At 69.7% G+C, this 12,849-nt stretch carries 11 protein-coding genes and 1 pseudogene; 8 read left to right on the top strand and 4 right to left on the bottom strand.

Annotated features, from left to right (window positions below):
• Window positions 1-57: 57 nt before the first annotated feature.
• Window positions 58-1,011 carry a sugar kinase gene (locus ABZZ74_RS03230; protein WP_356761430.1) on the bottom strand — a complete coding sequence of 318 codons (954 nt, stop codon included), beginning with the start codon at window positions 1,009-1,011 and terminating at the stop codon, window positions 58-60.
• Window positions 1,008-1,916, bottom strand: a complete 909-nt coding sequence (locus tag ABZZ74_RS03225) for a pseudouridine-5'-phosphate glycosidase (RefSeq protein WP_356761428.1) — start codon at window positions 1,914-1,916, stop codon at window positions 1,008-1,010. Before ABZZ74_RS03225 ends, ABZZ74_RS03230 begins: the two co-directional genes overlap by 4 nt.
• Before the next feature lie 99 nt (window positions 1,917-2,015).
• Between ABZZ74_RS03225 and ABZZ74_RS03220 the strand changes: the two genes are divergently transcribed.
• Entirely contained in the window at window positions 2,016-2,444 is a 429-nt protein-coding gene (locus tag ABZZ74_RS03220) for a VOC family protein (RefSeq protein ID WP_356761426.1), read from the top strand.
• 45 nt (window positions 2,445-2,489) lie between these two features.
• Here ABZZ74_RS03220 and ABZZ74_RS03215 read toward each other — a convergent pair whose 3' ends face one another.
• Entirely contained in the window at window positions 2,490-3,044 is a 555-nt protein-coding gene (locus ABZZ74_RS03215) for a methylated-DNA--[protein]-cysteine S-methyltransferase (RefSeq protein WP_356761425.1), read from the bottom strand.
• Between the two features lie 50 nt (window positions 3,045-3,094).
• Complete coding sequence (locus ABZZ74_RS03210; protein WP_356761424.1) at window positions 3,095-3,976, bottom strand: glycerophosphodiester phosphodiesterase family protein; 882 nt, start codon at window positions 3,974-3,976, stop codon at window positions 3,095-3,097.
• Window positions 3,977-4,256: 280 nt separating this feature from the next.
• Here ABZZ74_RS03210 and ABZZ74_RS03205 point away from each other — a divergent pair, with 280 nt between their 5' ends.
• From ABZZ74_RS03205 to ABZZ74_RS03175, 7 genes and pseudogenes are all read left to right on the top strand, one after another.
• Complete coding sequence (locus ABZZ74_RS03205; protein ID WP_356761423.1) at window positions 4,257-5,123, top strand: MHYT domain-containing protein; 867 nt, start codon at window positions 4,257-4,259, stop codon at window positions 5,121-5,123.
• 40 nt (window positions 5,124-5,163) lie between these two features.
• Entirely contained in the window at window positions 5,164-7,302 is a 2,139-nt protein-coding gene (gene uvrB, locus ABZZ74_RS03200) for an excinuclease ABC subunit UvrB (RefSeq protein ID WP_356761421.1), read from the top strand.
• Between the two features lie 158 nt (window positions 7,303-7,460).
• Window positions 7,461-8,039 carry a TerD family protein gene (locus tag ABZZ74_RS03195; protein ID WP_133042700.1) on the top strand — a complete coding sequence of 193 codons (579 nt, stop codon included), beginning with the start codon at window positions 7,461-7,463 and terminating at the stop codon, window positions 8,037-8,039.
• A gap of 56 nt (window positions 8,040-8,095) precedes the next feature.
• Window positions 8,096-10,129, top strand: coding sequence for a TerD family protein (locus ABZZ74_RS03190; RefSeq protein ID WP_356761419.1), 2,034 nt, complete (start codon window positions 8,096-8,098; stop codon window positions 10,127-10,129).
• A 229-nt stretch (window positions 10,130-10,358) separates the two neighbouring features.
• Window positions 10,359-11,360 carry a TerC/Alx family metal homeostasis membrane protein gene (locus tag ABZZ74_RS03185; RefSeq protein ID WP_356761417.1) on the top strand — a complete coding sequence of 334 codons (1,002 nt, stop codon included), beginning with the start codon at window positions 10,359-10,361 and terminating at the stop codon, window positions 11,358-11,360.
• A gap of 128 nt (window positions 11,361-11,488) precedes the next feature.
• A complete protein-coding gene (locus ABZZ74_RS03180) occupies window positions 11,489-11,803 on the top strand; it encodes a hypothetical protein (RefSeq protein ID WP_356761416.1) in 315 nt (104 codons plus the stop codon).
• A 62-nt stretch (window positions 11,804-11,865) separates the two neighbouring features.
• Window positions 11,866-12,833 (top strand): annotated as a pseudogene (locus ABZZ74_RS03175) (ionic transporter y4hA).
• Window positions 12,834-12,849: the final 16 nt, after the last annotated feature.

The raw sequence follows: 12,849 nt of genomic DNA, 5'->3' as shown, positions 1-12,849 counted from the left end.
GGGAGTCTGGGGGGGCCAGGGAGGGTTGGTTGCCGGTCTCGTCCGTGCCGCTCGCCGTCACTCCCGCCCCGGCGGTCTCGCACCCACCCGTTCGACGGCCAGTGCCCCCGCTCGGCAGCCTTCCTCCGCTGCCGTTTCCGGGGTGGCGCCCGAGATCAGCGCGGCCAGGAACGTGCCGGTGAAGGCGTCGCCGGCCCCCGTGGTGTCCGTGGCGTGCGCCGGGACCGCGGGGACGTCCGCGGTCACCGTTCCCGCGCGGGCGACCAGCGCGCCGTCCGCTCCCTGCTTGGCGACAACCAGCGGGATGTGCCGGCTCAGCTTGGCCGCCGCGTCCGCCGGATCGGGCAGCCCCGTGAGTAGACACGCCTCGTCCCGGCTGGGCAGCAGCAGATCCACTCCGTCGACGAGTTCGAGGAACTGGTCGACCCCCAGGTCCCGCAGGAAACCGGCCGACGCGGGGTCCAGACTCACCGGCACCCCACGTGCGCGTGCCGACTCCAGCGCCACCCTCACCAGCGCGCGGCTCGGCTCGGAGAACAGCAGATAGCCCGAGAGGTGCAGCCGGCCCACCCCGTCGAGCATCCCGTCCGACCAGTCACCCGGCTCCAGCCGTAGAGACGCCCCGCTGTCGGTCAGAAACGTCCGCTCACCCGAAGCGCCCGTGTCGACGAGGCAGATCACCGTCCCGGTCGGCGCCTCGGGATCGACGACGAGCAGGGGCCGTACCCCGCACGCGGCGAGCGCGCGCTCGTGCCAGTCCGCCGCGTCCGCTCCCACCCGTCCGAGCAGCCGTACCTCCGGACAGCCCCGATGGGCCGCCCAGCACGCCACGTTGGCACCCGCGCCTCCCGGCAGCGTGCGGATCACGGAGGCCGTGTCGGTTCCCGTGGCGAGCGGCCCCCGGTGCCGGGCGACCACGTCCGTGATCACGTCCCCGACGACCAGTAGCGCACCGGTCCGCGAACCGAGCGAGCCCGCTTGCCCGGCCGAGCCGCCCGGCTCCGTCGTCATGCCGCTGTCCAGGCCGCCGCGATCCGCGCCGCCAGGCGTACGTTTCCGCGCACCGCCGCGAGGTTCGCGGTCAGCGAGGCCCCGTCGGTGTGCCGTACCAGGTAGTCCAGCAGGAACGGCGTCACGGCCTGCCCGGTGACGCCCTCCGCCTCGCACGCGTGCAGCGCGTCGGCGAGCACACGCGCGTGCAACTCGGGATCCAGCTGTTCCTCCGGGGGCACGGGGTTGGCGACGATCAGCGCCGACTCGGGTCCGTCGAGGGAGTCCTGCGCCCGCATGACGTCGGCGACCTGCGCGGGGCTGTCCAGCGTCCAGTCCACCGGGTGTCCCGAGTCCGACAGATAGAAGCCGGGGAAGCGGTCCGTGCCGTATCCGGCCACGGCGACCCCGAGCGTCTCCAGCCGTTGCAGCGTCGCCGGCACGTCCAGGATCGACTTCACGCCCGCGCACACCACCGTGATCCGCGTCCGGGCCAGCAACCCCAGGTCGGCCGACTCGTCCTGCGTGACGGTCCACTCCCGGTGCACCCCGCCGAGCCCGCCCGTCGCGAACACCCGCACGCCTGCCAGCGCCGCCAGCAGCGCCGTCGCCGACACCGTGGTCGCCCCGCTCGCCCCCGACGCCACCGCGAGCGGCAGGTCCCGGTGGCCCAGCTTGCGGATCCCGTCCTCGTTGGCGACCCGCTCGAGCTGCTCCTTGTCCAGCCCCACATGAGGCCGCCCGTCCAGCACCGCGATCGTCGCGGGAACGGCGCCCTCCCGTCGTACGACCTCCTCCAGCTCCAGCGCGACCTGCAGGTTGCGCGGGCGCGGCAGCCCGTGCGCGATGATCGTGGACTCGAGAGCCACTACGGGTCGACGCGCGTCGATCGCCTCGCGTACTTCCTCCGACACCATGAGCACCACGCGCCTGCCTCCTGTCGTTCGGTCCTCCCTCATCTCTGGCGGGAGGTGTGCCCGGTCAAACCCTTGCGGCCTGTGGTGGACGACACCAGCCTGGGGTGCATGACCGACAACACGACACGTCTCGACCACGTCGTCCTGTGGGTGCGCGACCCGGTCGCCTCGGCGGACTTCTACGAGAAGACGGTCGGCCTCCGGCCCCTCCGAGTCACCGAGTTCGCCGAGGGGAAGGTCTCCTTTCCTTCCGTGCGGTTGAACGACGAGACCATCCTCGACCTCATGCCCCATTCCATCGCGCCGAGCATGAAGATGCTCCCCGGCGCCGCCGACAGCGCGGGCCACCCGGTCAACCACGTCTGCATAGCCGTGCCCGGCGACGACTTCGACACCCTCCACAGCCGTCTTGAGGAGCGCGCCGTCCCCGTCTCCGAGTTCTCGTACGACTCCTTCGGCGCCCGCGGGAACGCCCGGCGCAGCTTCTATTTCCGCGACCCGGACGGCAACGTCCTGGAGGCGCGGCACTACGACTGACCGGCGTAGGGGCCGCCCATGCGCGCGGCCGCCCCTGGGACGACGTCAGAACAGCGGCTCGGGCAGCACTCCCTCCAGGGCCAGCAGCTTCCGCTTGGTCTCCAGACCACCCCCGAACCCGCCGATGCCGCCGTCGCTCTCGACCACCCGATGGCAGGGCACCACGACCGGCAGCGGGTTGGATCCCATCGCCACGCCCACCGCCTGTGCCGCCCCGGGCTGTCCCACCCGCCCGGCCAGCTCGCCGTAGCCCACCACCGCCCCGTACGGCACCCCGGACGCCAGCTCGCGCAGCACCTGACGGTTGAACCCCGAGATCAGCGACCAGTCCAACGGCAGCTCGAAGTCGCGCCGCTCACCCGCGAAGTACGCCTGGACCTGCCGTATCGCCTCGGCCAGCAAAGGTGAGTCCGGTGCCTCGACCAGCTCGCGGCCCAGCCGCGCCGCGAGCCGCTCCAACGCCTTCTCGCGCACCGCGTCCGTGGCATGGAACACGACGTTGACCAGGCCCTCGCGGGTCGCGGCGAGCAGCAGCGGACCGATGCCGGTGCCCACCACCGCCCACACGACCTGCTGTTCGTACTCCCCATGGCTGTCCATGCGCCCACCGTACGACCCGCCACTGACAACGCCCGGCCCGGTGGACCGGCTCAGGGTGCCTGCAGCGCCGCCCGGACCACGTCGGCCTTGTTGGTGATGACGCCGTCGACGCCGTACCGCTCCACGCGCTGGGCGACGGCCGCGTCGTCCACGGTCCAGGCGAACACCGTCAGCGGCCTGCCGTGCGGCCCCTTGAACGCGTGCACCGAGGTGACATATCCCGTCGAGATCGTGCCGTAGGACGGGTTGATCCCGTCGGTGAAGGCCGCGTACTGGTGCAGGTCCGCCACCAGCGGTGTGCCGAGCAGAGCGGTCCTGACGGCCGGCGCGAGGTCGTGGACGATCCGCAGGCTGTCCGCGCTGAAGCTCTGCACGATCAGCCGGCCGGCGAGATGCCGCCGGTCCAGCCAGCCCTCGTTGCCGAGGACCTTCAGGGTCTCCCGCTCGATGCCGGGGTACAGCTGCGGGTTCTTGATCTCCAGGAGCAGCTTCTGGTGGTTGTGCTCCACCTCCCGCATGTACTGCGTCAACGTCGGCACGCGCGTGCCCGCGTACTGGTGACCGAACCAGCTGCCCGCGTCCAGGCGCGCGATCTCGGCGGCGGTGAAGTCCTTCACCTTCCAGGGGGACCGGCCGGGGAAGAGTTGCTTGACGTTCGTCGTGCGCCGCAGGCTGTCGTCGTGGATGACGACGAGTTCGCCGTCCTTGGTGCGCTGGACGTCGTTCTCGACCCAGGAGACGCCCATCGCGGCCGCCTTGTCGATGGAGGCCAGGGTGTTCTCGGGCGCGTAGGCGGCCGCGCCCCGGTGGCCGATGACCAGCGGCGCCGGGCCCTTGGCGACATCGCCCGCCCGGGCGTCGTTGTGCGGCAGCAGGAAGGCGGCGGCCCCCAGCAGCGCGGTGCAGACGACGGCGACTACGCGCGCGTACATGCGTACTCCTAGCATCGGGCGATCACGTACTGCTCAACTGTGACAGCAGAGCGTCAACGATGTCGGGGTACAGAATGGCCACACAATGAATGGCGTTGCCCGAGTCCGCTCACTGGTGCCGCACAACTGGGGCAACGACGTGTTTCTTTGCCGGAAAATCGTTCGACCATTCCGGCGGGGGCCATACTCTCTGCCTCAACCCTGACCGCTGGGGCGGTTCTGGGAGGGGGTGCATTTCAGAAGGTTCCGGGACGTAAAAGGGCGGGAAGGGCAGCCGCACATGCAAGGCACGGTCGACGGATTCAGCTACGGACTCGTCACACCGGTGGTGGCTTTTCTCATGGCCTCCCTCGGTGGCGCCCTCGGCCTGCGCTGCACCACCAGATCCATGGTCGTAGCCCACTCCTGGCGCCCTGGCTGGCTCGCCCTCGGTTCGGTGGCCATCGCGTCCGGCATATGGACCATGCACTTCGTCGCCATGATGGGGTTCAAGGTCAGGCAGGCGCCGATCCACTACGACAAGGCGATGACGTTCGCCAGCCTCGGCGTCGCGATCGTCATGGTGGGCATCGGGATCTTCATCGTCGGCTACCGGGGCGCGAGGGGAACCGCTCTGTTCACCGGCGGCACCATCACGGGTCTGGGCATCGCCTCGATGCACTACCTGGGCATGGCGGCGATGCGCCTGAACGGACGACTGGAGTACAACACCCTCACCGTCGCCGCCTCCGTCGTCATCGCGATGGTCGCCGCCACCGCCGCCCTGTGGGCGGCCGGACAGATCCGCGGGTTCCTGTGGAGCGTGGGCGCCAGCCTCGTCATGGGGCTCGCCGTGAGCGGCATGCACTACACCGGGATGGCCGCCCTGAGCGTCCACCTCCACGGCACGGCGGCCCCGACCGACGGTGAGTCGGCCGCGGCGCTGCTGTGGCCCCTGCTGATCGGCCCGCTCGCCTTCCTGCTGATCGCGGCCGTGGTCGTGGTGGTCGACCCGATGATGGTCATGGGCAAGCCCGACTGGACCCCCGTCGAGCACAAGCCCGGCGTCCCGGCCCGTCCCGCCGTCCACCACCCGGCGCACCGTCCCCCGCTCCGCCCGGTCCGGCAGGCCGTCCAACGAGGCTCACACACCCCGCAGAACCGCTGACGCGACCGCATTGTCAGTGGGGGGTCGTACGGTGGATCCCATGCGGCCCGTTTCCAACATCGAACGCACGGTGGCGCCCTTCGAGGTCGTCAGCTCCTACCAGCCCAGCGGCGACCAGCCGGCGGCCATCGCCGAGCTGGCCAAGCGCGTCGAGGCCGGTGAGAAGGACGTCGTCCTGCTGGGCGCGACCGGCACCGGCAAGTCCGCCACCACCGCGTGGATGATCGAGAAGCTCCAGCGCCCCACACTCGTGATGGCGCCGAACAAGACCCTGGCCGCCCAGCTGGCGAACGAGTTCCGCGAACTGCTGCCCAACAACGCGGTCGAGTACTTCGTCTCGTACTACGACTACTACCAGCCCGAGGCGTACGTCCCGCAGTCGGACACGTACATCGAGAAGGACTCCTCGATCAACGAGGAGGTCGAGCGGCTGCGCCACTCCGCGACCAACTCGCTGCTGACCCGCCGCGACGTCGTGGTGGTCGCCTCCGTCTCTTGCATCTACGGCCTCGGTACACCCCAGGAGTACGTGGACCGCATGGTCCCTCTGAGGGTCGGCGACGAGATGGACCGGGACCAGCTGCTGCGCCGCTTCGTGGACATCCAGTACACGCGCAACGACCTGGCCTTCACCCGGGGCACCTTCCGCGTCCGCGGCGACACCATCGAGATCTTCCCGGTCTACGAGGAGCTCGCGGTCCGCATCGAGATGTTCGGCGACGAGATCGAGGCACTCTCCACCCTGCACCCGATCACCGGCGAGATCATCAGCGACGACGAGCAGCTGTACGTTTTCCCCGCCTCCCACTACGTCGCCGGGCCCGAGCGCATGGAGCGGGCCATCAACGACATCGAGAAGGAGCTCGGCGAGCGCCTGGGCGAGCTGGAGAAGCAGGGCAAGCTCCTGGAGGCGCAGCGCCTGCGGATGCGGACGACGTACGACCTCGAGATGCTCCGCCAGATCGGCTCCTGCTCCGGCGTCGAGAACTACTCGATGCACTTCGACGGCCGCTTGCCCGGCTCCCCGCCCAACACCCTGCTGGACTACTTCCCGGACGACTTCCTCCTGGTCATCGACGAGTCACACAACACGGTCCCGCAGATCGGCGCCATGTACGAGGGCGACGCCTCCCGCAAGCGCACCCTCGTCGACCACGGCTTCCGCCTGCCCTCCGCCCTCGACAACCGCCCGCTGAAGTGGGAGGAGTTCCAGGAGCGCATCGGGCAGACGGTGTATCTGTCGGCCACCCCGGGCAAGTACGAGCTCTCGCGCGCGGACGGCGTCGTCGAGCAGATCATCCGCCCCACCGGCCTCGTCGACCCGGAGGTCGTCGTCAAGCCCACCGAGGGCCAGATCGACGACCTGGTGCACGAGATCCGCACCCGCACCGAGAAGGACGAGCGCGTCCTGGTCACCACCCTCACCAAGAAGATGGCCGAGGACCTCACCGACTACTTCCTGGAGCTCGGCATCCAGGTGCGCTACCTGCACAGCGACGTGGACACCCTGCGCCGCGTGGAGCTGCTGCGCGAGCTGCGCTCCGGTGAGTTCGACGTGCTGGTCGGCATCAACCTCCTGCGTGAGGGTCTCGACCTGCCCGAGGTGTCCCTCGTGGCGATCCTCGACGCCGACAAGGAAGGCTTCCTGCGCTCGGGCACTTCGCTGATCCAGACCATCGGCCGCGCGGCGCGCAATGTCTCCGGCCAGGTCCACATGTACGCCGACAAGATCACCCCGGCGATGGAGAAGGCCATCGAGGAGACCAATCGGCGCCGGGAGAAGCAGGTCGCGTACAACAAGGAGCGGGGCATCGACCCGCAGCCGCTGCGCAAGAAGATCAACGACATCGTGGCCCAGATCGCCCGCGAGGACGTCGACACCGAACAGTTGCTCGGCTCGGGTTACCGCAAGTCGAAGGACGGCAAGGGCACCAAGGCACCCGTGCCCGCCCTCGGCGGCAAGGCGGCCGCGGGTACCAAGAAAGCCAAGGGCAAGGCCAAGGAGACCGTCCCCACCGACCGTCCGGCGGCCGAACTCGCCGAGCAGATCGAGGAGATGACGGCGCGTATGCGCGCCGCGGCCGCGGACCTCCAGTTCGAGATCGCGGCCCGGCTGCGCGACGAGGTGTCCGAGATGAAGAAGGAGCTGCGTCAGATGAGGGAGGCGGGTCTGGCCTGACCCTCCCGGCAGCCGCCGGACCTCGGTACATGCGCACTGTGTTGCAAGACCGACACAAAGTACGAGCCGGGGTTCGGCACTGTCGGTGCCGCTGCGTAGGGTTCTGGACAACCGCGGACTCCGCGGCAACAGGGGACAGTTCGAGAGGGGAACCAGCCGTGACCGTCAACATGACCAAGGGTCAGGCCATCAGTCTGCAGAAGAACGACGGGGGCAGCCTGACCGCGGTGCGTATGGGTCTCGGGTGGCAGGCGGCTCCCCGGCGCGGTCTGTTCGGCTCGCGCACCCGTGAGATCGACCTGGACGCCTCCGCCGTCCTGTTCGCGGACAAGCAGCCGGTCGACGTCGTCTTCTTCCGCCACCTCGTCAGCGACGACGGCTCGGTCCGCCACACGGGTGACAACCTCGTCGGCGGTGTCGGCCAGGGCGGCGACGACGAGGCGATCCTCGTGGACCTGGCGCGGGTCCCGGTCCACATCGACCAGATCGTCTTCACGGTGAACTCGTTCACCGGGCAGACCTTCCAGGAGGTGCAGAACGCGTTCTGCCGCCTGGTCGACGAGACCAACGGCCAGGAACTGGCGCGCTACACGCTCGCGGGCGGCGGCGCCTACACCGCCCAGATCATGGCCAAGGTGCACCGAGCCGGCGCCGGCTGGACGCTGACCGCTCTCGGCACCCCGGCCAACGGCCGTACCTTCCAGGACCTGATGCCGTCGATCCTGCCGCACCTGTAGGACCACCCGACGACCGCACACGAGAAGACGGCAGCGACACAGGGGGGACGAGGGCGATGACGGCCGAGCTGGTGCGGGGGCAGAACCACCCGCTCTCCCAGGTCCGTCTCGAGATCCGGGTCTCGGCCGGCACGCCGGTCGTCGCCTCGGCCACGCTCGGCGACGAGCACGGCAGGGCGCGCGGCGTGGAAGGGGTCGCCCACCCCGGCGCGCCCACCCTGCCCGGCCTGGAGGTGTCCCGGCAGGCGGCCGCCGACCACCGGCTCGCAGTCGACCTGGGTGCCATGCCCGAGGCCGTGCACCGCGTCCATGTGCTGCTCGCCCTCCCCGACGGGGGGCCGGCGAGCTTCGGTGCCGTCGCCGCCCCGTTCGTCGCCGTCACCGGCCTCGACGGCACCGAGGTCGCCAGCTACACGATCACCGGCCTGGACGCGGAGTCCGCCGTCGTCGCCGTGGAGCTGTACCGCCGGCAGGGCGCCTGGAAGGTGCGCGCCGTCGGCCAGGGGTACGCCGGCGGGCTCGCCGAACTCTTCAGCGATCAGGGCCTGCCCGAGCCGCAGCGACTCGCGGCCCGCATCGACGAGGCGGTCAGCCAGAGCCTGGCCCGAGCGGTACCGGCACCCCCGCAGCACTCGGCGGACGGTGACCGGACCCGCCAGACGGCGGTGCCGGCCCCAGGTCCTGACCAGGCCGGAGGGTCCCACCGCGGCTCCGGCCCGGCCGCACCGCAGCAGCCGGCCAACCCGTACGGCGTCCCGGCACCGCCGACCACTCCCTACGGCGCTCAGAGCACCACCGCGGGTGGCGCGCCGCAGCCCGCAATCCCGCCCGTGGACCCCTCCGCCGCCACCCAGCCCTCGGCGCCCGGCGGTCCGATCAACTACAGCCACCCGGCTCGGCAGACAGCCGCGCCGCCGCCACCGCCGCCGACCGCGCCTCCTGCCGCTCCCGGACAGCCCGCTCAGCCGGTCGCGGGTGACGCCACCGGTTGGTCGATGGACGAGCGGCTCTACAACCAGATCTGGGGCATGTTCGAGGACCTGGCGCGCACCACGGCCGCGTACCGCAGCGCCGTGGACTTCGCCGACTCGCGCCTGGAGAAGGAGCTCGACCAGGCCCTGTCCGACCCGCGCAGCAGGATCGGGGGCCAGGGCGAGGCCGCCCGTGAGACGGCCCGCGCCAAGCACGCCGACCTGGTCGACCAGGCCCGGGCGGCCCTCGACCGCGATCTCGCCCAGCTGTCCGCCGAGTCCGACGTCGTCGAACCCGCGCTGCCGCCCGCCTACGCCCGCTGGGACAACCCGGTGTGGCATGCCTACAGGGTCCCGATGGAGATCCCGATGGCCCTGCGCCTGGGCGACCTCTACCTGCCCGAGAGCGAGCTGCTGCGCATCCCGATGTTGGTACGGCTGCCCCTGGAACGTGGTCTGTGGATCGACGCGGGATTCACCGAGGCGTACGACGAGTTGTTCGCCGACGCCCATGAACTGCGCCACCGCGCGATGGAGACAGCGGTGGCACTCGCCGCCAGGCTGCTCGCGGTCTATCCGGCCGGCGAGTTCACCGTGCAGGTCATCGATCCGACGGGGTCCGGATCCCGGGCGCTCGCGCCGCTGGTGCGGACCGGCGTACTCCCCGCCCCGCCCGCCCAGGGGGCCGCGGGCGTGGCGGACGTCCTGACCCGGCTCACCCAGCGCGTCGACCTGGTTCAGATGGCGGTGCGCGGTGGAGTGGCCGACTCCCTTCCGTCCGGCTTGGACACGGCCGAGCAGCTGCTGATCGTCAACGACTTCCCACACGGTTTCGACGACCGGGCCGTGACCCAGCTGCGCTACCTCGCAGACGAGGGACCGGCGGTCGGCGTCCACCTGATGATGGTCGCGGACCGCGAGGACGCCCAGGCCTACGGTCCTTTGCTCGACCCCCTGTGGCGTTCGCTGCTGCGACTCACCCCCCTGCCCGACGATCACCTCGCCGACCCGTGGGTCGGCCACGCGTGGACCTATGAACCGGCGCTGGTGCCACCCGGCAGCGAGGTGCTCCAGCAGGTGCTCACTCTGGTCGCGGCAGCCCGCACCAAGTACACGTAAAGCGCCCTGAGCAGCTAGTTTGGTCTTTCTTTTACCAATCCCTTTACCTTTCCTTGGTGGTTGGGGTACAGTTTTCCTCACGGAGGGGAGTACTCCCTATCTGCTGCGGCGTACCCGTCAGTACGGATCAACCAGATCCCGGGGCGTCGGCCCAGGGCCCGTGCCTGGGTGGAAGAGACCTCCGGTAGCGACGACGCTGACATTTGCCGTTACGTATGCCGGAGGCGCAGTGGATGTTTCCCCGACCCTGTGGGTCCTGACCATCGTGGGCCTTGCCGCCCTCATCGCGGTCGACTTCTTCATCGGCCGCAAGCCGCACGACGTATCGATCAAGGAAGCCGGGATCTGGACGGTCGTCTGGATCGCCCTCGCCGGGCTCTTCGGACTCGGCCTGCTCGTCTTCGGCGGCGGCGAGGCCGGCGGCGAGTTCTTCGCCGGCTTCATCACTGAGAAGTCGCTGAGCGTCGACAACCTCTTCGTCTTCGTCCTGATCATGGCGAAGTTCGCCGTGCCCTCGCAGTACCAGCAGCGCGTCCTGCTCGTCGGTGTGCTCATAGCCCTGGTCCTGCGGGCGATCTTCATCGCCGCCGGCGCCGCGATCCTCGCCAGCTTCTCCTGGGTGTTCTACCTCTTCGGCGCCTTCCTGATCTGGACCGCCTGGAAGCTCATCCAGGAGGCCAGGGCCGATGAGGAGGACGAGGAGTTCGAGGAGAACAAGCTGCTCAAGGCCGCCGAGCGCAGGTTCGGTGTCGCCGACCGCTACCACGGAACCAAGCTGTGGATCCAGCAGAACGGCAAGCGGGTCATGACCCCGATGCTGGTCGTGATGCTGGCGATCGGCACCACGGACGTCCTCTTCGCGCTCGACTCGATTCCCGCGATCTTCGGCCTGACCCAGGACCCGTACATCGTCTTCACGGCGAACGCCTTCGCGCTGATGGGCCTTCGCCAGCTGTACTTCCTCATCGGCGGTCTGCTGAAGAAGCTCGTCCACCTCAGTTACGGTCTGTCGATCATCCTGGGCTTCATCGGCGTCAAGCTGGTGCTGCACGCGCTGCACGAGTCCGGCGTCCATGTCCCGGAGATCTCCATCCCTGTCTCCCTCGGCGTGATCTGCTCGGTCCTGATCGTCACCACGATCACGAGCCTGCGGGCGTCCAGGAAGCAGGCGGCGGCCGAGGCGGCGCAGTCGGAGAGCGAAGGCGCTCCGAAGGACAGCATCCAAGCCTGACCACGACCGACGTAGGAACAACCAGCACCGGGAGCGCCGCACGATGAATTGCCGACCACCGCTCCCGGTGCTTCGTTGGGAGCCGAGCGTTCCCGCACCGGGAGCGCCGTGGCCGGGTGGAGGAATCCATGGACGCACCCGTCAAGTTCGTACAGATCGTCGACTTCGAGACCGAGCGCATCGAGGAGATGCGCAAGCTGTCCGAGGAGATGGACGAGCGGTTCGCGAGCCGCAGCGGCGGTCCCACGCACCGCCTCGTCCTCAGGGACAGGAACCAGCCGAACCGCTACCTCGTGGTGATCGAGTTCAACTCCTACGAGGAGGCCATGGCCACCAGCAACGCCCCCGAGACGGCTGAGTTCGCGCAGCGCATGGCCGCGCTGTGCACCCGGCCGCCGACCTTCACCGACTGCGATCTGGAAGGGATGACCGAGTTCAAGTGACAGGCAACAGGCCCCGCAATGCCGGAATGCGGGGCCTGTTGCCCCTCTGCGAGGATCGCTCCATGATCGCTCGGTCCAGGTCGCTCACAACCCAGTGGACGCTCCTCGTACCGGTTCTCGCGGTCGTTCTGCTGGTCTTCACCTGGGGGCGCGATCTGCCGGGCGTGGTGGTCGCGCTGGTCACGCTCGTCCTCGCGGGGCCGTCCTGGCCGCTGTGCATCACGCGGAGGTGGTCGCCCACCGGGTCGGGGAGCCGTTCGGCTCCCTCGTTCTCGCCGTCGCCGTCACGATCATCGAGGTGGCGCTGATCGTCACGTTGATGGCGGACGGCGGCGACAAGAGTTCGACGCTGGCCAGGGACACGGTCTTCGCGGCCGTGATGATCACGTGCAACGGCATCGTCGGCCTCTGTCTCCTGGTCGCCTCCCTGCGACACGGCACGGCGGTGTTCAACCCAGAGGGCACCGGCGCCGCCCTCGCCACCGTGGCCACGCTCAGCCTGGTGCTGCCGACGTTCACCACCAGCAAACCCGGCCCGGAGTTCTCCGCCGTACAGCTGACCTTCGCCGCGATCTCCTCGCTGATCCTCTACGGCCTGTTCGTGACGACCCAGACCGTGCGGCACCGCGACTACTTCCTCCCCATTACCCGCCAGGGCGAGGTGATCAGCGCCGACGACCACGCCGACGTCCCCTCCAGGCGCACCGCGTGGATCAGCCTGGGTCTGCTCGGGCTCGCCCTGATCGCCGCTCTGCGTTCGGCCCGCCGTGACCGCGTCCAGACCAGCCTGAACCTGGCGCTCGGCTCCGCCATGGCCAGCATCGGACTGACCATCCCGGCGGTCGCCCTGGCCTCGGTCTGGCTCTCCGGCCCGCTCGTCCTCGGCCTCGGCGCCACGCACATGGTGCTGCTGGCCCTGACGGTGGTGGTCAGCTCGCTGACGGTCGTGCCGGGCCGTGCCACACCACTGCAGGGCGGGGTGCATCTCGTGCTGTTCGCGGCGTACCTGGAGCTGGCGATCAACCCGTAGGCCGCCGCGTGATAGA

The organism is Streptomyces sp. NPDC006476 (genome assembly GCF_040612015.1).
Lineage (GTDB): Bacteria > Actinomycetota > Actinomycetes > Streptomycetales > Streptomycetaceae > Streptomyces > Streptomyces griseorubiginosus_B.
The sequence above is the reverse complement of the archived record's forward strand: the minus strand, read 5'-3'. Positions and strand labels throughout refer to the sequence as shown.

What these genes read in the sequence shown, in the direction of transcription:
- ABZZ74_RS03230 (WP_356761430.1), bottom strand. Translation starts at nt 1,011, where the DNA reads ATGACGACGGAGCCGGGCGGCTCGGCCGGGCAAGCGGGCTCGCTCGGT.
- ABZZ74_RS03220 (WP_356761426.1), top strand. Translation starts at nt 2,016, where the DNA reads ATGACCGACAACACGACACGTCTCGACCACGTCGTCCTGTGGGTGCGC.
- ABZZ74_RS03215 (WP_356761425.1), bottom strand. Translation starts at nt 3,044, where the DNA reads ATGGACAGCCATGGGGAGTACGAACAGCAGGTCGTGTGGGCGGTGGTG.
- ABZZ74_RS03210 (WP_356761424.1), bottom strand. Translation starts at nt 3,976, where the DNA reads ATGTACGCGCGCGTAGTCGCCGTCGTCTGCACCGCGCTGCTGGGGGCC.
- ABZZ74_RS03205 (WP_356761423.1), top strand. Translation starts at nt 4,257, where the DNA reads ATGCAAGGCACGGTCGACGGATTCAGCTACGGACTCGTCACACCGGTG.
- uvrB (WP_356761421.1), top strand. Translation starts at nt 5,164, where the DNA reads ATGCGGCCCGTTTCCAACATCGAACGCACGGTGGCGCCCTTCGAGGTC.
- ABZZ74_RS03190 (WP_356761419.1), top strand. Translation starts at nt 8,096, where the DNA reads ATGACGGCCGAGCTGGTGCGGGGGCAGAACCACCCGCTCTCCCAGGTC.
- ABZZ74_RS03180 (WP_356761416.1), top strand. Translation starts at nt 11,489, where the DNA reads ATGGACGCACCCGTCAAGTTCGTACAGATCGTCGACTTCGAGACCGAG.